Here is a 24,177-nt window from a genome sequence, read left to right as displayed (position 1 = left end):
CCGCTCCGACGACGATCCGAGCGTGATCGGTGCGGCACCTCAACATGCGAGCCCACCAGTCCCGAGGCCGAACCGCGCCCCCACCGAGCGGCCGGTGGGGGCAGGGTCGTGCACCGGCGTCAGTCGAGCATCGCCACGCACTCCCGGAGCAGCGGTTCCAGGCGCAGCAGGTGGTTCTCCTCCCGGTCAAGGACCTGGAAGGCATCGAGGCAGGTGACCACCCAACGGGCCTCGTCCTCGTCCTCGATCCGGAACGCTACGGCGGTCACCGCGCTCTCCAAGTCGAACGGGGTCTCCTTGAACTCCGCGGCGAGAGCCCGGTAGCCGGTCGCGAGCAAAGGGTCCGCGAACACCCCGGTCGCCTCGGCGAAGGACCGGGCGGCAGCCCGGTCCAGGCGCAAGCCGGCCAGGCTGTGCAGGGCCGCGTCTGGGTCGCTGAGTTCGCCGTGGAGACGGTGCGCCCTGTCGACCAGGACCGGCCAGCCTCCGGTGAGCTCGTGGAGTCGGTCCAGGCGGTCCTCCGTGTGGAACTTCTCGACGCGCTGTGCCCAGCCGCGCAGGGTACGGCGGTCGTGCCGGCGCAACACCACGGGAGCGGCCGAGGTGGGTTCGGTGCCCGTCAGGAGGGGACGCCACAGTCCGAGCTGGTTGGGGTCGGTCACGACTACCACGGCGCGCGTCACGCCGGGTGTGGTGGGCAGCATCGTCTCGGCCTGGTCGACGGCCTGCCGGGGGGCTTCGGGGCGGGCGTCCGGGTAGCGGGCGAAGTCACTGATGACGACCCGCCGCTCTCGGGGGCGCCCGCCCGTCAGCTCCTGCTTGTAAACACTGGGCTTGCCGACGGCCGGCAGGGTCCAGTCTGCGATGCGTCCCGCGATTGCACGGAGGGTGTCGCCGACGTCCCCGACTCCGGTCGCGGCGGTGCCGAGCACGACTCTCGTCTGGTTCGACCGCTCCCCCAGGAGGTCGTCGAGCTGGGTGATGGTGAGCGGGGCCGGTCGGCCGTCGGGCAGCTCGGGGCGGCCCTCCTGGACGATGCTCTCCTGGAGCTCGCAGTCCTGCTCGGCCCTGAGCAGACGGGCGTCCACCTCGTGGGAGGTGCCGATCATGCGCAGTGCGTTCGGGCCGCGCAGGTGCCAGCCCTGGCCGTCGTGGTTGGGCGCGAGGACGCCGAGGCCCACCATTTCGGAGAGGTAGGCGCGGAAGCCCTCGGTGTCGAGCTGCTCGAAGCCCTTGGGCCAGAACGTCTCGCACTCCTCGCGCAGCTCGGCGTCGCTCAGCCGTACTTCCAGGCCTCGGTGGCGGGCGTGGTAGGCCAGGACGTTGGCGATCACGTCGTAGCGGTGGTCGAGGCTCAGGGTGTCCTTGAAAGCGGCCGAGATGCTGTCCCGCAACCCGGTGTCTGACTCCACGACCTCGATGTCACCGATCCCCACCGCGTACGGGGGTCCTTCGGCTCCGCGTCGCATCCGCTTGCGATGCATGACCTCGACCAGCCGGTGGCCGAACATCTGGAGCAGGAACGGCTGGTAGGAGCAGTAGCCGAGCACTCGGTTGACGAGGTCCATGTCCTGGAACTCGAAGCCGAGCGCCCGCATCGGGTCGACTAGCAGTTCGGCGGCGGACTGGGGCGCGAGCGGGCCGACCACCTTCGGGGTCTGGGCGAGATGGCTGAACGGCCCGTTGCTGGCGAGCTTCGTGAAGCGCTGCACGGAGTGCAGGCCGGCGAAGACGACCTTGGCGCGGTCCTTGGTGTCGGTTCCGAGGCCCTTGAGCTTCTTGGTCTGGTCGAAGCGGGGGGCGTCGGCTTCGAAGAACTGGTCGCACTCGTCGAGCAGGATCAGCAGACGGCGGCGGGAGTCCGCGTCGAGCCAGGCGCCGATGCCGGCGCGCACCCGTTCGGAGATGTCCTTGACGGACTTGCGTCCCTGCTGCCCGACCAGGACCTCGGCTTTCCTGAGCTCCCGGTCGAGGACGCTCCACAGCGCCTCGAGCCCCAGGGAGCTGCCTTTGCCGATGTTCTCTTGGTCGAGGTTCACGTACACCGCCAGCTGGTAGCCGGGCCGCTGCCCCTCGAAGCGCTCTCCCGCATCGCTGAGGAGGGCGGACTTGCCGAGCCCGCGGCCGCCGAAGATGACCTGTGTGCCAAGCGGGTCGAGGACGCTATTGCGTTCGGCGTCGCGGCCGTAGAACATCTCGCCGCCGATTCGGCCGCGCTTCTCCCTGATGTAGGGGTTGACGCCGGAGAACGGCAGCAGGGTCTGCGTGGCGGTGCTGACCTGGCGGTTGCCGCGCGCCGCGAGGTAGGCCAGGACGGCGTCGTCCACGACCAGCATCGGCTGCAGCCGGCTAGAGCCGGCGGCGAGTTCGACGCGGGCCCCGCGGCTCAGCGTGCCGAAGTAGGCGACGAGGAGGCTCGTACCGCTCGTGTCGCTTTCCGCCAGGCTCATGACGACCTTGGCGGGCGGGCGGCCCCAGACCAGCAGCACGCGGAGGGTGCCCCCCTGTTCGCGGATCTGCGAGCCGAACGCGGGCGCCTTCGCCCTGCCGTTGATCTCCACCTCCGTCGCTTCGAACAGACGGTACTCACGCCGGCGGTGAGACCTCTCGTCCAGCGGCTTGGCGCTCTTGGCGTCGTAGCCGAGGAGTTTCAGGGCCGGGAGCAGCTGCCTCCGGGCGGACACCTCCAGCCGGTCCTTGGGCTCTGTGGCGCCCAGTGCTCGCCACTCTTCAAGGGCATCCGCCGCCAGGGCCGCCTCGTCGGTGGAGAGGGCGCTGTAGTCGAGGACGGGGAGGTCCGGGTGAGTACCGCCGGACCGGACGAGGTCGACGAGGGCCCGGTCGATGCCCTTGGGCAGGCCGTCGGGCACGGCCGGGAAGAAGTCGGTCAGGTGGGACTCGCCGGCGTCGATCTCGGGGACTTCCTCGCCGATCTCCAGGAAGTAGACGAGGTCCGCTGCCGTGGCCAGGCCCCCGGTTTCCAGGTGCCTGAGGACCTGTGCGCGCAGTTCCTCGCTGGGGTCGAGGGCGTCGAGGCGGGCGCGGATTCGATCGGCTGCCTCCTTCCGGAAGTCGGGCAGTGCCTCCCGTACGGTGTCGAGGGCGCGCCGTACGTCCACGAGGTCGTACGTGTCGGAGTCGTCGAGCCGCCGGACGGCGTCGGCGAGGAGCTCTTGGAGGCTCAGGTCCTGGTCGTCGGTGACGGCGCCGTCGGCTTGGGCGCGGTGCAGCTCGGCGACGAGCTCCCGGTGCTTCTCACGCAGCTCCGCGCGCCGGGATGCCGCCCGGGCGTCGATGTCTGCCACCGTGGGCAGGGGTAGCGCACCGGGCTGCGGCCCGGGCAGTAGTCGCCGTCCCGCTAGCGCGACGAGCGTCCGCGCCGTGGCGAACGCGTCGTGGGCGAGCCGCTCGGCGAAGGCGTCCTGCCAGCTCCGTTCGACCGCTGTGAGCAGCCAGGCGAGCGGCGGGCGTTCGTCGATGCGGTCGCACACCTTGAGCAGTTCCACGTCTAGTGCGAGTTCGGGGTCCACCGGGCTTTCGGCAGGTGCGGCTGCTGCCTTGCCGGCCAGCAGGTCGAAGAGCTCCTCCATCGACGCGTGGGCCGCCCAGGCGGTCGCGCCGTTGACGGCACCGGAGCTTTGGGCCAGTTGCAGCAGTTCGCCCAGTGCCGCCTCCCGGACGTCCAGCAGGGATCGGCGCAGGGAGGAGATCTCCTTGACCGCCCTGTTGCCGTCGGAGCGGTCACCTCGGCGGATGGTGTCGACCACCAGGCACCACTCCTTCGCCAGGGCGGCGACCCGCTCCACGAGGTGCACCAGGTCCTGCCGTCCGGAGCCCTGGAGGGGCTTGCCGCTGGGCGAGCGGTGTTTGCGGTCCATGCGGTCGATCTCGTTGTTGATGTCGGGCAGCTTCGACAGGCGCTCGGCCTGCTCGCGGACCCCGGCCGCCTCGTCGCGGTCGTCGGCGGCGACCGTCCTCAGCATGCTTCCGAGGAGCCCGTCGTCGGCCAGCCACCGCTTGGCGATCTCCGTCGCCCGTGCGAAGCGGAGCCGCGGCGGCAAAAGGTGGATACGGCACTGCTCCAGCAGCTCCCGCAACCGGGCCTCCGCGCCAGAGACGTCGGCGCTGACCACCAGCGGCGAGGCTGTCATGAGGGCCCCGCTGAGGGCGCGGTCGGCAACGGCGGTCGCGGCCTCCGCAAGCCTTTCCGGCAGGCGGGGTGCAAGGGCCTTCAGCTGGGCGCCTGCCAGATGGTCCCCAGTGATCAGCGCCGTGCGCAGTAGGGCGGGCAGGAGGACGAGCTCGCTGCCTTCCGTGTCCCGGCCGGCGTACCCGCTGTACTGCTGGAGCAGGTCGGCGGTCAGCCGGGCGCCCTGGCTGTCACCGGGTGTCAGCAGCCCGGCGGCGCCGGCCAGGCGGAGCGCCACGACCTGCGGCTCGGGGTGGCCGGCCGCATTCGCTACATGGTGGGCCAGTCCGAAGCGTCGTTCCACGATCAGGTGGGTCAGGACGCTTTCCGTGGCCGCCTCATCCGCGTTCGCCTCGCTGGCGGCGGGGGCCGGGGCCTGCGTGGTCGGCTCGGCTGGCAGGGCCTCCCCGTTGGGCGGCGCGGGTGCGGCGGGCACGAGCCTTGACTCTGGGGCCGCGGCGGGTTCCGTCGGCTTGTGGGCGGTCGGCGCGGTCGGCGTGTGGTCGGTGCCGGCGGGGTCAGCCTCCGGCTTCGTGACGGGCGCTTCGGTTGCGTGGACGGCGCGGGGCCAGCGCCCCTCGGAGGCGGGGTCTGCCGCCGCCTCGGCCGGGCGCTCGTCCGTCTGCCCGGCGACCGGCTTGGCAGGGTCGGCCGTCGTGTCGGCAGCGGGGGGCTCGTCGGCCGCCCCGGCGGCGCCTTCGGCGGTCTCCGCCGTCGGCTGTCCGTTCGTCTCCGGCGGCTCTGCGGCCACCTCCGGCCGGGCCAGGACAAGGTGGTCGGCGACGAGCACCGCCATGGCACAGCCGGGCAGCACCTGCACCACGCGGTCTTGCAAGGCCAGGATCTCTGCCGCCTCGTACGCCTGCCGCCCTTGGCGGAGCAGCCGTGCCAGGTCGGCGAGGGCGGCGACCTCCTGCCGCTGCGGCTGTTCCCACACCGCTGCGTCGAGCAGACGGCGGGTCTCGGCACGCACGGTTTCGGCGGCGAGGGCGGCGGGGGCGCTGTCCGGCAGGGCGGCGACGCCGAGCAGCTCCCGCAGCGCCTTCCGCGCTTCGCGGTCGCGCTCGAGTGCCGTCCGGTGCTCGCGTGCGGCCCGCGCCATGTCATTCAGACGACGGGGGACCTCGGTGATCCCCGCTGCCCGGAAAACCGCGCCGGCGCTGTCGAAGGCGGCGCCGACCGTGCCCAGCGCGGCCAGGTCCCCTTCCTGCGGAGGGCGGCCGTCCGCCACGGCAGCGGTCGCGTTCTCCGCGGCCTGCCGGGCCGCCGCGAGGGCCACCTCCACCTCTCGGCAGGCCGCCTCCGGGTCTAGGCCCTCCGCGCCGCCAGCCTGGGCGTCCCCGGCCTCGTCGCCCGCGGCCGCGGCCACATCGCGCGGGGCGCCGGGCTCCGGCACGGTCAACATGGCACTCTTGGAGTCACCTGCGGACGACCGCTCCAGGCCCTTCCACAGGTGCTCCAGGTCCGGGTACGCCGCCCGGGCGGACCGGGCCGCGTCGGTCACGGCGGCCAGGCGTACCGCCTGCTCCGCGTCGGCCATCTCCGTGAACCAGTCGTGGTCGGCCGCCCAGGCGAGGACGTGCGCATGGAAGACGGAGGCGTTGCACCAGGCGAACACCGTGGTCCGAATCAGCGTCGCGCCCCATCGTGAGACGGGATCGGAGACGGTCTTGCCGTTGCCGTCCTGTGCGACGACGGCCTCGCCGATCTGGTTCATCACAGTGGTCGTGAGGTCGCTGATGCCGCAGCGGCACTTGTGCTGCCGGGCGTCGCGGCGCAGCCGGGAGAGAACGTCCTGGCACAGCGCCCTGCCCGCGCGCCGGGGGGCCGCCATGCGGATGCCCAGCGTGCCGAGCAGCCCCTGCCGGTGTGTCGGCGGAAGGGAGTTGAAGGCCAGTTCCACCATCTCGGCCGTGAGCTCGTTCACGGCGGCGCCGACCGGATCCTCCAGGGCGTTGAGCGAGGAGGCCAATCCCTGCAGGGCCTCGGCTGAGACGTTGGGCGGGGACAACGGCGGCCCCGTTATGACGCGGTAGCGGTCGTGCATGTACGCCTGCTCCGTTTCTGCGGCTGGTGGTGCGGGTGCGGGATCGGCTCACGCGGGCTCCGAGCCGAAGGAGAGGGGGTGGCGGGAGGGGTGAGGGCATGGATGCGCGACTCAGCGGCCGCGCATGTGCTCGGTGACGAAGGTGTAGCCGTAGGGCAGTTCCCAGCCGTCCGCCTTGCCGAGCCTGCGGCAGTGGTCGCGGAAGGCCGCCCGCTGCGCCGAGCTGGGAAAGCAGCCCGGCCGCAGGCGCCGAAGGTGGCCGGCGACGACCTGAAGGGGCAGCTGCCCGGCGCCGTCTGGTTCCGTGTCGCCCCAAGGGCGTATCACCCGGCGCCGCACCGGGCGGTAGGCGATGAGTGGGATGACGGGCTGCCCCTCGCGAGCGGGGTAATGCGGCTGGCCCCAGGCGTCCCGGCTGCCGAGGGCGGACTCCAGGCGGCGCTCCGCCAGGAGTTCGGCGACCGCCACTTCGAGCGCGAGCGCCTGCGGCCGTGCGGGCGGGCGCCCGTAGGCTGCGCTCGGCAACACGAAGCGGTCCAGCAGGGCATGGCCGTCCAGGGTCAGCAGCCCGCAGCGGCGCACGGCGCGCATCACCAGCTGCTGCGGGCCGAGACCGACCGCGCTGTCGCCGTGGCGGTCGCTGCCCGGGGTGTCCTCTCTGGTGAGGACACGGGGGTCGTAGCAGTGCCCGATCACACGATCGTCAACCTCCAGCGTCTCCTTAAGCCGCGTCGTGGCAGCGCGGATCACCGATCCGCCGCGGGGCCAGCACAGCTCGAGGACCAGGCCGGGGAAGAAGTCGCGGGGCCAGGCGATGCCCGCCAGCCGGCTCGATGCGTCACCGAGGTTGGCGGTGACGTCTTGTCCCGCCTCGTGTGCGTTCGTCGTCCGGCTGGCGTGGTCGAATTCGAGACGTGCCCTGACGCGCGGGCCGTGCGACCGGCGGAGTTCGCGTACGACGTGCGGGTGCAAGGGAAACCAGCCGTCCATGAGGTGGGCCAGCCGCAGGGGCGACTGCCACACGACCCCCTCGGTGTCGTTCCGCAGGAGTTCGCAGGGGCCGAGGTCGGCGTCGGTGAGGGGTTGATCGACCGGATCGACGTCCGCTTCCGGCTCCGTCCCTCCTTCCGCTACCTGCTCCGGCGGAGAGGGGACCGTCGACGCCCAACCGCGCCCTGACGGGGTAAGAGGGTCGCCCGGCGGTTCGGTACCGCCGGGATGGTGCGACCTCCAGACACCCCCGCTCTCGAAGGCGTCGTCGAGCGTGACTAGGCAGCCGTTCTCGAACAGGCCCTGCTCGCTGTCCCGCCGGATGACATCGGCGAGCGTCAGGTTCGCCCGGCACACCGCCGAGGCGTACCCCACTCCCTCCAGCAGCTCCGCAGCACCGGGCACCTGGCGCAGCCGCGGTCCGACCGCCGTGTACACGGTGACCGGCGCGGTGAGGCCGTGACGCCGCTTCGCCGGCGTGGCTGCGTGTTCCACGGCGGCCGCGAGGGACCTGAGATCGTTGCCGCCCAGCGGGCCGGTATCGCCCCAGCACTCCGCCAGAGAGGTCCGGGTCACGGCATAGTGGCCCCATGTGCGCAGCGAGGCGCTGGACAGGAGACCGGCCCGCACCGTTTCAAGCAGTCCGAGCAGCCCTGCCCGCAGCAGGTCCTCGCCCGTGCCGCCCACGAGTTCGGCGAGGGACACGGGCACGAAGGGGCTGAGCAACTGCTCGCGCCCGGTGGTCAGGAGGTAGTCCGCGTAGGCGGTCAAGTCATCCCGCCGGGCGGCTTCCGGGGACGGGTAGGTGATGTCGACGACGACGTGCCCGTCCTCGCTCAGTCGGCGCCGACGGGTGCGCAAGCGGTGGAGCTGGGCTTGTGAGAGGCGCAGGGCCGGGCCGAAGGCATCGAGATCCGGGACAATGCGCTCCCGGCGGCGAAGATCGGGGCCGCTCGTCGGCCTGCCCGGGCCCTCTGCGCCGGCGGGCGCCCCCGAAACCCAGGCCGGGACGTCCCCGAGCGGCCCGACCTCTGGGTGTGCGCCCTCGCGGTAAACGATCTCCGCATAGAGCGGGTCCGATCCCGTGGCCACGCACACCATGGCACCGACCGGGAGAACGGGAGCGCGCTCCCCGAGGGTGATGACGGGGAAGTCGTCGAGGCGCAGCGGACTGCCACCGTACCCGTCGCCGTTGAGGTCGTACCCGAAGTACACGGCATTGAAGGCGACCGCGGTGTGCACTGGTGCGCGGCGGGCAGCGACCACCGCTTCGAGGTATCGCACCAGCGGCTGCAGCTCGCGGTCCGGTACGGCAGCGCGGCCCTGCGTCATGGAGGATGTCAGCAGGGGCTCGTCACCATACGGATCGAGCACCCTCGTCCGCCCGCTGTCGCTGACCGTTGCCGACACGTACGGATCCCCACCCATGGCACCTCCACCGCACTGCGCACCACCTGCGGCAATTCCCGCAGCCTACGCGGAGGCGTGCTTTCCTGTGGCACTTTCCTCACTTTGCGAACGCTGACGGGCACATACCTGGACATGGCCGTGCCCGGAGGCCGCCCGCGTCGACACAGATGGGCACGGTTCGCGCGCGACGAATACGCCTTGTCGCCACGGACCCGCAACGGACGAACCCGTGACCGACCCAGGCCGAGACGTGGAACCCGGATGGCAACAACGGCCCCAGCACCGTCCGCCCCGCCTACAGCCCTTCAGGCCGTGTCAAATTACGTAACGGCACGCGCTCTCGGCTCTCGCACACGTATCCGCGCCGTGCCAGTCACGCCGAGGGTCCAGGCGCAGGGGGCCCCACTGTCACGGACATCGAGGTCCGGTCGGCCTTCTCAGCCCCGGGCCCGGGCCACGGCGAGCGCGTAGGACGGGCTCCTCGCGGCTCATGGTCGGCCTGCTCCCGCAGGCGGGCGAGCTCGGCCGTGGCCTCCGGCAGGGATTGCGCGAGCCGGGACGCCGGCGTGGCACCAACGGCCAGGTCCCGGATGGTTCGTAACGGGCGCGGCGACGGACGACGCGTTGGCCGCGGCGACAATGCGGGCGCTGATCACGGCGGTTCGCCTGATCGGGTGTTCCGATACGGCTGGGCGAGTGAAGACTTGGCCAGCCCGTCGGCTTCAGCCTCTACAACGATGTCGTGTCTACAGATACGGCCCCGTGGGATGCGCCGCGCGACCAGCCGCGCTCGCTTCGGCTTCACCCGCAGAGCCCGTCCAAAGCCCTCCGTCGCCCCAACGTGGACACTTGTATGTTCTGCGGGCATCACATCTGGTATTTCGACCGGTACGACGGGGGACGCATCCCCTTGGTGCCGCACGAGTTCCCGACTGGCTCGGTCCCTCCGCGGGCTCGCTGGAGTGTGGACAGCGGGATCGCGCAGCTCGGCGACATGGGCCGGTCTTCCTGCTGGATTGCCCATCCAGCCGTTTGTCCGGGCATCGAGCACCCTGCCGACGAGGAGGGCGAGCAGGCGCTCGTGGATGCCCGCCGCGCGCTCGCCGTACGCACTCGCAAGGCCGTGGAGGAGGGACGGTTCACCGCCACCTTGCCGGTCACGATGGAGGAGGCCGAGGATGTGTCGGCCGTGCCCGCGGACGTCTTTCGTGAGCGGCACATCCTCGCCTACGCCGGCGACATGTTGCTCGGTCCCGATGAGATCGACCAGATCCGGTGCGTGGCGGCAACGGATGACGATCAGCGGTGCATGAACACCGTCTACCACGCCGACTCGTCCTATCAGGGTCAGTGGGTGGAAGCCGAGATCCCCGTCGTCTCCAAGCGCCGTGGTCAAAGTACGGTGTGGGCCGGCCAGATGATGTGGGTCTATGTCCTGCAAGGGCTGGACTACGCCGAGCAGATGCGGTGGAACAGCCAGAGGTGCCACGAACACGGCCAGGGCAGCACGCAACCGGACGCGGTAGCGCGCGAGTGGATCGTCTTCTGCCCGTTCCGCGACGAGAGGCACATCCGTACGCACAAACCGGCGGCGGGGCAGCGAATCGAGGAGAACCAGTCCCTCGCCCCCGCACGCACCAGATGTGCGGGGCCGGGCTGCATCAACGGCAAGGAAGGAACGGTCCCGGAGCATCAGGTGCTCCCGGGGATCGGATGGCTGTGCTGGAAATGCCGGCCCCAGCACAAACGCCGCCAGCACACCCATAAGCGTTGGCAGAAGCCTTGACGCACCCGGTACGGCATCAGGAGAAAGGCCAATGACGTTGCTGAATCTATCCCCGGAGAACATCGACTTCGTACTGCTGACGGACGGGTGGCACACAGCCAAGGACTTCGTTGTCGGAGAATCGCCGCTCGGTGACGGAACTCAGTGGTTCGCGTTTGTCGATTCGGACTCAGCGGTCGCCGGCGAACGCCGTGCGGGACCTGTGTCCACGATCCTCCAGGTCACAACCCGAAGTGCCAAGATCAGCAACCCCGGGAACCGCACCAAGGAGTGGTGCGGTTCGTGCGAGGACTCGTCCCTTCCCCTGCGCCGTGTCCAGGGACCGGACGGGAAGTGGGCGCCATGCCCTCAGTGTCATCCGGACCCAGACACCTGGCACCGGCGGCGGGCAGAACGCGAGGCGCAGAGCGAACGGCTCCGAAACGGTGCTCCCACGCCATCGGGAGTACCCAACCAGCCGTCCGCTCCAGAAGAACCCGCGCCAGACGGAGAACCAGCGAAGGCCCGCGCGGCCGCGCACGGGGCGACCCCCAGCGACACGGCCTGAGGGCTGCCCAAGACGATCCACGTGATCATCCGCCGCCTGCTGGGTAACGCCCCCCGCTGACACCCTGAGCCCCGCCCTACACGGCTCGCGGCCGGGGGCACTCTGCCACCGTGCCCAGCAGAGCTCGTATCCGAGCATGTACGTGCTCCGGGTCTGGGCCCTCGGCCCAGGCCCCGCCAGCGGCCGATCCGTCACCGAACCCGACTGCACCCAACCGGGCCTGGGTCGCGTCACGCTCACTCCACCCGAACCGGATTAGGGCCGACCCACGGCAACCTAGGCGTGGCACCATTGAGCCCCGCTGACGGTCGCCCATGGGGACAGACTGGTCCATATCAGGTGGCCTGTTCAAGCGGTCGGGATGGTGACTGAAGGGACAGAGAGGTAAGGCATGCTTTCTCCGCCCGCGCCCGGCTTAAGGCGGCAGCCTCGGTGGCCACGGCCTGGTGACGACGCTGGGAACAGGCGGTCTCGATCGTGGCCAGCCCGGGGTCTGGATCCGGCTCCGAGGCGGGAAACGCCCGGCGGCTGAACTCGCGCATCAGCCGGGTCTGCCGCTCCACTGCCTCCGCGATGGCCGAGTCCGTCTGGCTAGGCGGCGCGGCCTCGCGGTGCGCGGCGATGGCATGGCGGTAACCCTCGCTCTTCTCCGTCGATTTCGCCGGGCCCGTGGACACGGTTCCGCAGGCCGGAGTAGCGCATCCTGTTCGAACGCGGGCACGGCGCCGGGCGGCAGGATCCGCAAGGTGCGCACGACCGTACGGCCAGCCGCTGAATTGGCGGCCTCGATGACGCGGGCCTGCTCCAGTCGAGCTTTCGTCGCCCAGGTCGTGGAGTCCGGCCGTAGCATCAGCTCCCCGCGCTCGGCGTCGTAGCCCATCGCCGCGACGTGGTCGGCGAGGTCGGGGGCGAGGGCTGCCCACCGTTCGCACAGGCCGGCGCCGGCCGCCGGGAGGTCCCAGCCGCGTTCGGCCATGAGGGCGGTGAACGCCTCTTGAGGCCCATGGGGGCGCGGCCGTCGCGCAGGACCGTCCGGGCTGGCCGCAGCTTGCTCTTCGCCGTGCGGGCCCCGTTCTTCTTCGCGGCCTCCCGCGCTGCCCGCAGTGCGACGCAGGCCAGGTCCACGCCGCTGGGGTAGGGGGTCTGGCTCATCACGCCACCTCCCCAGCGAGCTCCCGCGAGAGGTGGGTGAGGCAGACGCTGCGGGTCGGCAGGGCCCTGCGGCTACAGGGCGTTTCACCGTCGCGGCCGGAGCAGGTCCCCGGCACCGACGGCGTAGCGGGAGCCGCGGGCTCGCAGGCGGCCAGGGCGGCGGCTTCGTCGCGGCAGAGCTTGCACAGGCCGGTGTCGATGGCCCTGCCGGTCAGGAAGATCACGCATCCGCAGCCGTGGCACGAGGAGCGCTGCGGGCCTGCGGGTTCCCGGGGAGCCGGGACCCGCGCCGGGCACCGGATGGCGGTCTCCAGCTCGCAGTCGGCGCAGTGCCCGGACGGGCCGAGGCGGGTGCCGTGCTGGGGGCACAGGCCCTGTTCCAGGCGCTGCTCGCGCTGGCGGGCGGCGTACCGGTCCTGGACGGTCTCGGCGCACAGCTCGCAGGCTGCCCCGGTCCGCCAGATGATCCCGGCCTCGCAGTCCTGGTAGCCGCAACCCCAGCGAGGCAAGGCCACCCCGAGCAGCCACCGGCCCGGGTCGCGGATCTCCGAGAGTGCCACCTTGGCCAGACGATCCGTCAGCCGGTGCTGTAGACGGTCGACAGCGGTGCCCTCGCGCAGCTGCCTCTCCACCTCATGGCCGATCTTCCGGACGACGAAAGTGCTGGTGACCCGCTCCAGCAGCACGTGGACCGGCTCCAGCACGGCATAGATTTCCCCGTCAATGGCCAGCTGCGGTCCGGTGTACGACGACCGGGGCGACCTCCCGTCCTTGCTGCTGCGCTTTTCGCCGTTCGGCTTCGAGGAGGGCTGGTTGATCTCACCCGCGCGCAGCGCGACATCACCCTCGCCTTCCCAACGCGCTTGTGCGTCAGCCGGCTTTTCCACAGCCTCAGCGCCTTCAACTACCTGTACCTCGCCTACGGCGGGTGAGATGAGTGCGCGCTCGTCATCAGGTGAGTCAGTCCTAGGTGATTCCCTATTCGCGAGGGATCCCTCACCAACCGGGGAACCCGATCCCTCACCAACTTGGGAACTGCCCGCCCTCTCAATACCACTGTTCACAGCCGCCGAAGCGGACTCCGGAGCAGCGTCGCAATGGTCGGTGGGGACGTCCGGGCGGGCCTGTGGAGCGAGGTCATGCGCGATGTACAGGTTCCGGCCCCGTACCCCCGCACGCCGCTGCACCGTCATCCAGCGCGCCGCCTCCACCTCGTCCACGACCGCCGACGCCGCCGTCACCGACAGCGCCTGGCCGGCCTTCTTGCCCGAGTGGTGCCGAAGACACGACGCGAGCTCCGCCTCCGTCAACGCGATCCCCAGCGCCTGCGCGTACACCACCAGCGCGTACACCCGAAGCTGCCGGGGCGTGAGGTCCTCCGCGGCCGCCACCGGCAGCCACACGAACGCCTCCACGCCCGACATCGGCCGCATTGTGCGCACCGCCGACTGCCCCCTTCCGCCCGGCAGCGTGCGGCGCTCCGAACGCAGCTCCACCACGCCGTCCGGGCCCGGACGGCGCAGCTGCGTCATCCCCCGCTCCACCGACGCCGCCGACAGTCCCAGATACGAAGCGATCGTTTCTGTCCGCGCCTGGCAGCCCTCCGGCCGCGCCGCGAGGGCCTTCACCTTCACGTACACCGACAGCGCGACGTCCTGATAGGCCGCCGACCAGACCAGACGCATCGGCACCCGCACCCGCTGCCGACGAACCAGACCCGTCGGCGCAGCCATCGCCTTCACGACAGCACTCACTGGCCCACCGCCCCGGTGGTAGCGGTGGACACCGCAGAGGTGGAACATCCGAACACGGCCTGTGTCGCCATCGGGCCGGTGTACACGCCAAAGTGGACAACCCCCTCAGCAGGCAAAACGCGCGCTTCGTGATCCATCCGCCGACCCTGCAACACGCGGCCTGTGGACAGAGCCCGCTCAGCCCGGATCACCCCCCGCGCTCCCGCACGGCGGGCAGAAATCTTGGAACCCGTCCCGCCGCACGGGACGACGCCTTCGCGGGTGTCGCCGATGGAGTTGGCGATGGCGTCCGCGAGCAAGTGCACGAGCCGGGCGGCCGACACCGCGACCGAGCCCGGCGAGCCCGCTTCCAAAGCGGAGCTCTTGTAGCTTCGTACCGGAAATCCAACTTCTGGTACGAATCGCGCGAAGAGGGGGAAACCGCACGCCGATCCCGTCACACGGGACGACCGCCGCGCTTGAACCGGCATGAAACGGACAAGGTCAAGCTGACAAGAAGACACCACGTCGTGCACTATGAGAAACGACCTGCTCTCCATATAGCTGGACGACCGCGCCCCTCGGGGCTGGCCACCGGATGTGTGGATGTGACGGGTGAGCCCCCCTTCGTGAGAAGCGGGGCAGACACCGATCGGGCGGGGGGAGACTTCTCCCCCCCTTGGTTGCCTGCGGAGCGCGAAAGCCCCTGTGGTGGGGGCCTCCGGCGAAGCGGGCGGCACTGCTACAGCTGTGGTGGCCGTGGTTAGTGGCCGGTGGTGCAGTGGCCCTGATAAGGGGCCGGGATTGAAATGAGCGGCTTGATAAGCCGCAGCTCAGGACCGGTTGCAGCCGGGACTTGAGCGGCCGACGCGGGTGGTTATTCCGGTCGGTAGACGGGCCGCGCGAGGCCAGCGGGAGGTTAGTCCGCTTCTTGGCGCGCGCGGCCGATGGCCACTAGGTCATCCCGACCCCCCTTCGGAGGCCGGCGTCGGCATGCCCTCATTCAGCTCGGCAGCCTCGGGGAAACGCTCCGCGAGCCGCTTGAGCAGGTGAATGTAGACATCCCGCTGCGGACGCCGGGGAGTGCTCTTTCCCAACTCCCAACGCACTACGGCAAGACGCTTAACGCCCACCGCTTCCGCGACGTCCTGCTGCGTAAGGTTCGCGGCGAGGCGTAGTTGAGCGCGCACGCGCGGCGGCGGCAGGACGTCGTCCAGGCCGTCCAGCAGGGCATCAACCCGCTTCAGGCGGTCCGGGTCGGACATAGCGCAGGCTCCCATGATCGATCGATCGCTGAAACATACAGCATTTGATCTCGGGTGTGGGTGCGCTGCTGCCGTGAACGGCGCTGGGCCTGACGCCCGGTAGGGTCCGGGACCGTGCACCGACTCGCGCTTTTCGATCTGGACGGCACGCTGGCCGACCGACAGTCGGCGCTCAGCGGCGCGTTGACGTGCCTGTGCCGCTCCCGTGCCCTCTCCCCTGAGGCCGAACAGTGGCTGCGCCTCCATCTGGCCGACCGCGCGACCGTCAACGACTTCGCCCGGCTGCGGGACGCCTTCGGCCTGGAGGCGTCGGCGGCGGACCTGTGGCAGGAGTACGTCGACCTCATGTCGGCCGCCGTCACCTGCCGCCCCGAGGTCCTCGAGGGCCTGGCCCGCCTGCGCGCGGCCGCCTGGACTATCGGCATCATCACCAACGGGGCTGGCGACATCCAGCGCGCCAAACTCGCCGGGACCGGCCTTGCCTCCCTGGTCGACGGCGTCGCCGTCTCGGGCGACCTGGAGATCCGCAAGCCTGACCGGCGCCTCTTCGAACAGGCGGCCACCCAGTGCGGCGTCAGCCTCGCGGACGGCGGCTGGATGATCGGCGACAACCCGGTCGGAGACATCGGCGGCGGACATCAGGCTGGCCTGCGCACCATCTGGCTGCGCGGCCGACCATGGCCCGACGGGATCCCCACCGCGCACCACGTCGTCGACGACGTCACCGACGCCATCACCATCCTGCTCAACGAGACTTGGGAGTAGCACCGTGGACCAGCCGACCGTCGGCATCCTCCACCCCGGCAGCATGGGCGCCGCCGTCGCCGCCTGCGCCGCGACCAACGCGGCCGCGGTCCTGTGGTGCGAGACGGGGCGCAGCACCGCGTCCATGAAGCGCGCCGCCCAATTCGACCTGACGCCCGTGGCCACGATGGCAGAGCTGTTGGACCGTAGCGACATCATCATCAGCCTCTGCCCGCCAGCCGCTGCCGAAGACCTGGCCCGTGATGTTGCCAGGCACCGCTTCACCGGGGTGTACGTGGAGGCGAACGCCATCAACCCCGTGCGGACGCAGCGGATCGCCGCCCTGCTTGCACCGACCGCGACCGTCGTGGACGGCGGCGTCGTCGGCTCCCCGCCGGTCGGCGGCAAGACGCCGACCCTGTACCTGTCCGGGCCCGCGGACGCGACCGCCCGCATCGAGGCGCTGTTCGCGGACACCGCCGTCCAGGCCGCAGTGCTGGGCACGGAGGTGGGGAAGGCATCCGCGCTGAAGCTGTCGTACGCCGCGTTCCAGAAGACCTCGCGGGTGCTGGTGGCGCTCGCGGTCGGGATGGCGCGCGAGCACGGCGTCGACCAGGAGCTCATCGAGGTCGCCTCAAAGCGCACCGACTCGTACCTGTCCGAGCCGCAGTACGTCGCCAAGACCGCGACCCGCGCGTGGCGCTGGGGACCCGAGTTGGAAGAAGCCGCCGACGCGCTCGCGGCCGCCGGCCTTCCACCGGAGATGTTGCGCGCGGCCGCGTCCACGCTGGCACGGTGGAACGAAGTCAAGGACGACAGCGAGCTCACGCTCACCGACGCCCTGGACCGACTTGCCCAGCCGTAGCCCGCGCTCATGCCGTCGCCGCTCCCGCCCGTTGCGCCAGCAGCCGGTCGATGAGCCGCGCTGCATCCTGCGGGGCCGCCGCCGTGGTGTCGACGGTCAAGTCCCAGGTCGTACCCGGGTGCGTGTCCAGGTCCTCGAGGGTGGCGTCCCACGCCGCCAGGCGCGCCGCGGTGTCGCTGTCGCCGCGCCCCGCCGACCGCTCCTCGGTCACCTCGCGCGGGCACCACAGCAGCACCAACGACCAATCGGCCGCGTAGCCGCCGACCAGCGCGCGGATGCCGTCGACCTGCCCGAGGTGCACCACGGGCACCCCGGCCTCGAAAGCCGCGTCGACGCCGGGCCGGTCGATCGCGTACGTGTTGCCGTACCGGGAGTTCGCGTAGACGACGTCGCCCGCGGCCTCCAGCTCGTGCAGCTGCTCCGCTGTGCCCATCCGGTAGCCGGCGGCCTTGCCCGTCCCGACCTTGAGCCGTGCGAACTGCGCGTACTTCGAGTTCAGCTCGGTGAGCGCGGCGGTGACGGTGTCCTTACCCGACGCCGGCGGGCCGTACAGGATCACGCCCTGCTTCGGGTTCACGCGTACATCGCCCCCATCGCCTGCCGGGCCTGGTCCGCGAGCGTCACCGCGGTCCCCAGTCGGTTGTCGACGACCAGATGCGGCACCACCGGGCGCAGCTCCAGGTCGATCGTCGCCATGTACTCGTCCCACCGCGCCAGCTTCCACGCGTCCCGGGCCGCGGAACGGAATCCGATGTATTCGCGCATCGACTCTTCGTCGCAGCGCACCCACACGGGAAAGACATCTACTCCCATCGAGCCCGCTCGGTTGGCCAAGCGCTGCATCCAGGCCGGGTCGGTCATCTCGGCAATGAAGGGCGCGGTGAGCACCGTGGAGATGCCGCACTTGATGTTGGCCATGGCCGACTGCATCAGGCAGTCGTACTCCACCGGCCGGACCTGCTCGCGGTAGAGGTCGGTGTGCCGGTCGTTCGCGTCTCCGCCCAGCGCGACCAGGAGACGCTCCACCAGCGGGCGGGTGAGCGGGTCCTTGTCGAGAAGCGGCCAGCCCGTGAGTTGGACGAAGAACCTTGCGAGTTCGGTCTTGCCGCTGCCAGCGTACCCGCCGACCAGGATCAGGACGGGGCGGTGCGGATCGCCGCCGGTGTGCCTGCGCTTCCAGGCATCGATGATGCGCTGCTGCAGATTGAAGTGATCGGCTTCGTCGCTGCCCGGCGCAATCCGATGAATTGCTCGCTCGACAGCCAGGACGTGCGCGCCGTTGAGGCGGTCATCCATGGGCGTGAGCTTGAAGGACGTCTCCTCACCGGGCAGGGCGGTCCTGAAGCCGAGGTCGGGCTCGGTGGCTCGGTAGAGGAGGCAATAGGCGCGCCGGTAGTGCGGTCCCGGGTAGACCTCCCCTTGCTCGTGCTGCCACAAGGTCTGAGGATTCGCCGCGGGGATGCCCTTCAGCTTGGCCTGCTCAGCGACTTCCCGGAGCCGTTCGCCAGCCTTCTCCAGGGTGAGCCCGTGAGCCTCCCGCTGCGCACGCAGCCGGTCCGGCCTCCACCCTGCTCGCTGCTTCCCCACCCTCTGCCCCTCCGTCATCGTCATGCCCGCGAGCCTAGGGCGCGCGCCCCAAACCCCGTGTGTACGTGGATGTTGAAAACCCGTGAATGGAAGTGTGTACGGGCTTCTACAAGCCGCTGTGATGTTCCATCTCCGCCGCCAGCAGTGTGATGGGTCCCACACGACGGCCTTGGGGGATCGGTGGCAAACGCAGCGCTAGGGACATCAGTCGGACTTCTGCTCCAGTCTTTCCAGACGGACAGTCAGTTCATCAACCCGCTCTTCGAGACGGCGGATGGCGTCAGCCGTCGAGTCCGCCTTTGCGCTGGCCTGCTCGCTGACGAAGCTGCCGCGGCCCTGGTGGGAGTAGACGAGGCCCAAAGCGCGCAATTCTGTGAGAGCGCGCTGCACCGTGCCAGCCGCGACTTGATACTCCTCAGCCAGAGCTTTGATGCCGGAAATCTTTGCGCCAGCCGGGAGCTGGCCGGTCGCGATCTGGTCGCGGACGTCTTGAACGATGCGCTGGTAGGGCTGCATGGCCTCGGCGTTGGTCATGACCGTCATCGTAGATCCACCTCACCGAGTTAGTCGGGTTCGTCAGCTAACCCCTTGACACCCAGCTACAGTATCAGCAAAGCTAGCAGTATCGACAGATCGAACCGGCCTGAGAGGGGATTAACCATGTCATTTACGGATGAGTGCTTCGATCTCGAAACCCAGCGTCTTCTTGAGGCCGTGGCTGTCGACATCCCAGAGTTCGGCGACATCGATCTCGACGTCGCGTTCGGGACGCCGCTGGAGATGTACGAGGCCGGCCACCTCCCCCATGAGCGGTGGGACGGCTTGGACATCACCGCCGCCGTCGCCGCGATCGAGGCCCGCGAGAACCGGATGCTCGCTGCCCGCGACATCGCCGCCGACCCGGCCATCACCGACTTCGTTCGTGAGCGCCTGATCGACGTGCTCCTCCCCTATGCCGCGCAGCTGCGCATCACGAGGCCGGCCGCCGTCACGCCGGTTCCGCACGCAGCCTGACCCCCGCATTACGCCGGGTCTTCGGACCCGGCTCCTTCACCCGGAACCGCCACTGGCGGCGCCGGCTGTGGGAGCCGAAAGCGGCCCCGACACCATCCGCCCGGACAGGCAGCGCGTAATGGCGGCCCTGAAAGGCAGCGGCCGGTCTTTGAGAACTCAACAGCGTGATCCACCACCGCAGTACCGGCCGTGCCCACACCAGCCGGGGGTGAGTGGAAACCCGTCGTGTGGCGCCATTACCCCTGGTGATGGCAGTCGGCACGTGCGATGACCCGTCAGGCGCTGCAGTTCGGCGATCTGGAGGCGGTAACACCCGCCAGGTGCTCATTACTGATGGAAAGCCCGGAGGGCTGACATCCACACGACGTAAAAGAACGACGCGACGCACTCCCAGACCCTCGGCACCCGGTCCCAGCCGAGGCGAGGAGCCGCGTCGGGACTGAGGGAACCTCGTCCTCCCTCTCAGCACACAAGGCGAGCAGCGCGGTGGCAGAGGCCGCGCCCCCTGTATTGCAGCCCCGCGCTGCCCAGTCGCCCACCGCTGGCCTTCGGGTCGTTCGGTGGGCGGTGGAGAGCGCGGTGGACACCGGCTCTACCAACGGCGACAGCCCCGGGGATGAGGCCCCCGGGGCTGTCCAGGACCTGTATGGAGGCCCTGATGCTGATCAGCATCGCACGCCCGATCAACAGCAACGACTCCGACCCGGACATGGACGAGGCCCTGCGCCGCGTCCGGCAGGGGAAGTGACCGCGATGGACTGGCGTCACCAGGCTTCGTGCCGCGACGAGGACCCTGATCTGTTCTTCCCCATCGGCAACACCGGCCCGGCGCTTCTGCAGATCGAGGAGGCGAAGGCGGTCTGCCGCCGCTGCCCGGTCATGGAGCAGTGCCTCCAGTGGGCGCTGGAGGCCGGCCAGGATGACGGCGTCTGGGGCGGCCTGTCCGAGGACGAGCGCCGCGCGATGAAGCGGCGGGCCGCCCGCAACCGGGCTCGGCAGGCGGTGTCGGTATGACGGACGCCGACCAGAAGCGCCTGGAGGACGCCCTCCGCCGGACCAACGAGCAGCACGAATTCGGCCGTCGCGCTCACGGCTGAGCGTCCCGCCCCGTAGGACGCAAACCCAACTCACTCCTGTACCACGCCGTTCCACCGGGTCGGCCGCCCGCACTACGGGCGGCCGACCCTTCGCATCCCCGGATCCGGGCATCGACCCGGGTCGACGTCCTGCATCCAGGAGGCACCATGCGAACCATCCGCCGAGACGGCTGGACCGCCGCCGACTACGACTCCGAGCTGATCCTGCAAGAGCTCGGGCACCGCGACGCCGCCGCCCGGGTGGCCAAGGCCCGTCGCCGGCGCCCGGTCCGCCGGGCCTGGCGCACGCTGCGTACCCGGCTGCGCCGTCCCGCCCCGGAGATGATCACGTGCATCGACTGGGACGCCGCCCGGGCGGCCGCCGACGCCGTCAACCGCGGCGACGTCGACGCGGCCGACCGCATCGTGCAGGCGACCGACGACCCGCGCGGCACCGCCTTCGCGGCGTTCCGCTTCATCGGTGTCGAATGACCTCTTGCTGCCTGACGGTTGCCTCCTCCGTCCATCCCGGCCGCGCGCCGGGACGGACGGGGCCGAGGGGAGCCTGGCAGTCCGGACCCACTGGGCCCGCCCTGCGCGATGACCCCACCCACCCGCACCATTGCCGCCCCGGCTTTCGGGGCAGCACCCGACCTGGAAGGAGGCGGCGTGGCCGCCACTCGAACCCGGAGCAAGAGGGCCACCGCCCGCACCAAGAAGCCGGCCACGACGGCCGCGCAGCCCGCCGCCTCCACCCTGCCCATCCAGGCCCCGGCCCCGACCCCCGAGACGGAGACCGTCTCGCAGACGCCGACGGTTTCGGTGACGGACTGGGAGGCGCTGGCCCGGGTCGCGGACGCCCGGGACCGGGCCACCGACATCATCGGCACCGCCCGCGAGCAGGCCCTCGTCCTCCAGACGCAGGCCGAGGAACGGGCGGCGCGCACCATCGCCGACACCCACGAGCAGACCACCGTCCTGCTAGCCGACGCGCGCACCCACGCCGAGGCCGTCACCGCTGGCGCCCAGGAGGAGGCAACCGCCCAGCGGGCGGCGGCGACCACCGAGGCCGAGACGGTGCGCGAGGAGGCGCAGAAGCTGCGAGGCGAGGCAGACCGGCTCCTGGCCGAGGCCCGTACCCGCGCCGACCAGCTCCTCGCACAGGCGCGGGCGCAGGTCGCGGAGCTCACCGAACTGGCCGCTGCCGACCACCAGACCACCGCGACGGCAATCGCCGAGCTGCGGCGCCTGGCCGAGGCCGACCTCACCGAGATCGCCGCCCTGGTCGAGGCCCGCCGCACCGAGGCCGGACAGATCCTCGCCCGCGCCCGCATCGAGGCCGACGACCTGCTCGTCGCCGCGCAGAAGGAGGTCGACCAGGCCCGCGAGCGCCACGCCCAGCTCGCCAAGGCCGCCGCCGAGCAGTACGACGCACGGCGCACCGAGGCGGAGGCGCTGTACGCGGACGCGGTCGAGGCGGCCGCCGAGCGGCGCCGCGAGGCCGACGCCCACGTTGCCACCGTGAGCGCCGAGGCGGAGAAGGCCCGCGCCGAGCTGCGCGCCGAGCTGCGCGAGCTCGATGAGAGGTTCGACATCGAGGCCGCCGCCAAGCGCCAGGCCCTGGCCGAGGAGCTCGCCGGACTGAAGACGGCGTGCGACCAGCAGCGCGAGCGGCTGCGGACCGAAGCCACGACCGTCGCTCAGGAGCTGCGCGCGGGCGCCCAGAAGGAGGCCGAGCGCATTACCGCCGAGGCTGAGCGCAAGGCCAAGGGCATCACCGAGCGGGCGCAGGCCGACGAGGCCCGCGCCCGCCGGCTGTTGACTGAGGCTCGCGAGGCCAAGCAGGCCGCCTCACGGTGGCGCGGTTGGCGACAGAACCTTGGCGGCAAGCTGTGGACGGCGGCGCCGTGGATTGCGCTGGCCGCCGGGGTCGGGCTCGCCGCCTCCGGCGAGTACGAGCTCGCCCGCATGGTCGGCATCAACGAGTACGTCGCCACCCTCCTGCCGGTGTCGATCGACGTCTACTGCGTCACGGCCTTCCGGGCCAAGCGCGACATCCCCGCCGCGCTCGCGTTGATGGCGTCGGCCAACGTCGTCTTCCACCTCTCCGAGCAGGCGCACCTCGTCCCCGAGGGCGGATCGGCCCCGTGGTGGCTGACGACATTCGTCGTCCTGATCTTCGTGGCCGTCATCTGGCGCGTCCACACCCTCATGCACGACGACGGTACGGACGGACACAGTGGTACGAACACGCCGTCAGGTACGGCCGCCGGTACGCCGGTGCGTACTGGCATGGACGACGGAAACGGAATGCCCGCCCGTACAGGTACGCACCGCCGCAAGGACGGTACGGACAGCGCGACGTCCGGCCGTACGCAGCCCGCTCACAGCGCGCTGTACGCCACGAACAGCGGCGGACGAACGGACGGTACGGGCGCCGGATACGACGGTACGGACCCGGCGGATGTCCTCTCCCGCCCGTCGCACCACGGCGGGGCCGAAGGGGCGCTGACCAGCCCGTACACCGACCGTACACACGGCGTACACACCACCCCTGACGGGGCGGCACGTACAGGTACGGCAGCCCCGAGGCGTACCGGTACGGCTCACGCGGCCGTACAGGAACGCACCGGCACGGTCAGCTTCCGTACACAGCTCGGCCGTGACGCCGTCCAGGGTGGCCGTACCGGTACGACCACCGCCTCCTCCCGTGCAACCGGAACCAGCGGTACGGGCCGTACAGCCGGTACGGACCGACCCGGTACGCCCGCCCGTACGGACGCTGAACTCCTCCCGCTCGTACAGGCGCTCCCGCGCGATGAGGACGGCTACGTGACCCTGTACCGCGTCCGTACCGACCTCTCGGTCAACCTGACCCGCGCGGTCCGGCTGCTGAAGGAGGCCGGCCTGCTGCGGCCCGAGGACGCCGATAAGCACCTCTCCTGACCCACCCGTCCGGCACACACCAGTGAGGGCCAGCCCGCGCTAATCGGGCTGGCCCTCGCTGCGACTGCCGGAAGCAGCCACCCCCAGTACAGCACGTTTCCCCTGATCAGACCCCGCTTCCGGCATGCCTGGACGAGCTCGAACCACAACCGAGAGGGAGTCAGCAGCCATGTCCGGCATCGACTGGGACAAGGAGTTCAAGCTCATGGACCCCCAGACGCCCCCGAACCCCCCGACGCCCGAGACCCCGGAGAAGCTGGAGAAGCCGGAGAAGCCGGCGACCTCGCGGTTCTCCGCCGCGGTCGACGGGATGCGCCGCAACACCGCGGCGCTCGCCGTGTGCGGCACGATCGCCGTCGTCGCCGTATGCGGCACGGTCATCGCCGTCACCAACATGCAGGCCGACCAGGCCGCCCAGGAGCGGGCGCGCGCCAAGGAGGACGCCGCAAACGCCCTGGTCAAAGCGGACGCCGAGAAGCAGAGGTCGCAGATCGAGGAGGCCGCGGCCAAGGCCGCGTACGAGCGGGAGCTAACCGTCTACCGCGAGTGCATGAAGGACCGCGCGGCGGCCGTCGCGAAGGCGTCCTCCTACGAGGTCTCCAGGATCCCCGAGTGCAACGCCCCGGTCTTCAGCAGCACGTCCACCAAGGCCCAGCAGCCCGCCGGCGCCAGCTCCGACAGCGGCATCACCTCCAGCCCGTGGCTGTGGGTGGCGCTCGTCGGAGGCGGCGGATTCATTGCCTACAAGAAGCTTTCCGTGCCCTCCGGTTCGGGCGCGGTAACCCCCATGAACCACAAGGGATTTACCTTCGAGAAGGGTGCGTGA

Annotated in this window: 16 protein-coding genes; 8 read left to right on the top strand and 8 right to left on the bottom strand. The window is 70.7% G+C overall.

The genetic code is table 11. The features are described 5' to 3' along the window. Positions 1–119: 119 nt before the first annotated feature. Together AC07FY_RS29740 and AC07FY_RS29735 are read right to left on the bottom strand one after the other, a co-directional pair. Positions 120–6,236 carry a DNA polymerase III subunit gamma/tau domain-containing protein gene (locus AC07FY_RS29740; protein ID WP_479012429.1) on the bottom strand — a complete coding sequence of 2,039 codons (6,117 nt, stop codon included), beginning with the start codon at positions 6,234–6,236 and terminating at the stop codon, positions 120–122. Between the two features lie 111 nt (positions 6,237–6,347). Continuing rightward, positions 6,348–8,558 (bottom strand): hypothetical protein, encoded by a 2,211-nt coding sequence (locus AC07FY_RS29735; protein WP_479012426.1) that lies wholly within the window; start codon positions 8,556–8,558, stop codon positions 6,348–6,350. 820 nt (positions 8,559–9,378) lie between these two features. Between AC07FY_RS29735 and AC07FY_RS29730 the strand changes: the two genes are divergently transcribed. Further along, positions 9,379–10,422 (top strand): DUF6083 domain-containing protein, encoded by a 1,044-nt coding sequence (locus AC07FY_RS29730; RefSeq protein ID WP_479012423.1) that lies wholly within the window; start codon positions 9,379–9,381, stop codon positions 10,420–10,422. Between the two features lie 1,088 nt (positions 10,423–11,510). Here the strand turns inward: AC07FY_RS29730 and AC07FY_RS29725 are convergent. From AC07FY_RS29725 to AC07FY_RS29715, 3 genes are all read right to left on the bottom strand, one after another. Next, entirely contained in the window at positions 11,511–11,945 is a 435-nt protein-coding gene (locus tag AC07FY_RS29725) for a DciA family protein (RefSeq protein ID WP_479012421.1), read from the bottom strand. A gap of 175 nt (positions 11,946–12,120) precedes the next feature. Continuing rightward, positions 12,121–13,875, bottom strand: a complete 1,755-nt coding sequence (locus AC07FY_RS29720; RefSeq protein WP_479012418.1) for a hypothetical protein — start codon at positions 13,873–13,875, stop codon at positions 12,121–12,123. 938 nt (positions 13,876–14,813) lie between these two features. Further along, complete coding sequence (locus AC07FY_RS29715) at positions 14,814–15,119, bottom strand: helix-turn-helix transcriptional regulator (RefSeq protein WP_479012415.1); 306 nt, start codon at positions 15,117–15,119, stop codon at positions 14,814–14,816. Positions 15,120–15,233: 114 nt separating this feature from the next. Between AC07FY_RS29715 and AC07FY_RS29710 the strand changes: the two genes are divergently transcribed. Further along, on the top strand, positions 15,234–15,884 hold the full coding sequence (locus AC07FY_RS29710; protein WP_479012412.1) for an HAD family hydrolase: 651 nt from the start codon (positions 15,234–15,236) through the stop codon (positions 15,882–15,884). 4 nt (positions 15,885–15,888) lie between these two features. Continuing rightward, positions 15,889–16,728: a DUF1932 domain-containing protein gene (locus AC07FY_RS29705; protein ID WP_479012409.1), complete on the top strand. Its 840-nt coding sequence runs from the start codon at positions 15,889–15,891 to the stop codon at positions 16,726–16,728. A gap of 7 nt (positions 16,729–16,735) precedes the next feature. On the opposite strand, the gene AC07FY_RS29700 is transcribed toward AC07FY_RS29705, so the two are convergent. The 3 genes from AC07FY_RS29700 to AC07FY_RS29690 form a co-directional block, all read right to left on the bottom strand. Further along, on the bottom strand, positions 16,736–17,305 hold the full coding sequence (locus AC07FY_RS29700) for a phosphotransferase-like protein (RefSeq protein WP_479012406.1): 570 nt from the start codon (positions 17,303–17,305) through the stop codon (positions 16,736–16,738). Beyond that, on the bottom strand, positions 17,302–18,339 hold the full coding sequence (locus AC07FY_RS29695) for an AAA family ATPase (RefSeq protein WP_479012403.1): 1,038 nt from the start codon (positions 18,337–18,339) through the stop codon (positions 17,302–17,304). Before AC07FY_RS29695 ends, AC07FY_RS29700 begins: the two co-directional genes overlap by 4 nt. A gap of 180 nt (positions 18,340–18,519) precedes the next feature. Beyond that, positions 18,520–18,849 (bottom strand): GntR family transcriptional regulator, encoded by a 330-nt coding sequence (locus tag AC07FY_RS29690; RefSeq protein ID WP_479012400.1) that lies wholly within the window; start codon positions 18,847–18,849, stop codon positions 18,520–18,522. Positions 18,850–19,029: 180 nt separating this feature from the next. On the opposite strand from AC07FY_RS29690, the gene AC07FY_RS29685 reads away from it, so the two are divergent. From AC07FY_RS29685 to AC07FY_RS29665, 5 genes are all read left to right on the top strand, one after another. Beyond that, on the top strand, positions 19,030–19,329 hold the full coding sequence (locus AC07FY_RS29685) for a hypothetical protein (RefSeq protein WP_479012397.1): 300 nt from the start codon (positions 19,030–19,032) through the stop codon (positions 19,327–19,329). Positions 19,330–20,082: 753 nt separating this feature from the next. Then, complete coding sequence (locus AC07FY_RS29680; RefSeq protein WP_479012537.1) at positions 20,083–20,343, top strand: WhiB family transcriptional regulator; 261 nt, start codon at positions 20,083–20,085, stop codon at positions 20,341–20,343. A 230-nt stretch (positions 20,344–20,573) separates the two neighbouring features. Continuing rightward, positions 20,574–20,897, top strand: a complete 324-nt coding sequence (locus AC07FY_RS29675; protein ID WP_479012394.1) for a hypothetical protein — start codon at positions 20,574–20,576, stop codon at positions 20,895–20,897. A gap of 177 nt (positions 20,898–21,074) precedes the next feature. After that, positions 21,075–23,351, top strand: coding sequence for a hypothetical protein (locus AC07FY_RS29670; RefSeq protein ID WP_479012391.1), 2,277 nt, complete (start codon positions 21,075–21,077; stop codon positions 23,349–23,351). Between the two features lie 169 nt (positions 23,352–23,520). Further along, positions 23,521–24,177, top strand: coding sequence for a hypothetical protein (locus AC07FY_RS29665; RefSeq protein ID WP_479012388.1), 657 nt, complete (start codon positions 23,521–23,523; stop codon positions 24,175–24,177).

It is taken from the genome of Streptomyces sp. NPDC045967, from assembly GCF_056430495.1.
The sequence above is the reverse complement of the archived record's forward strand: the minus strand, read 5'-3'. Positions and strand labels throughout refer to the sequence as shown.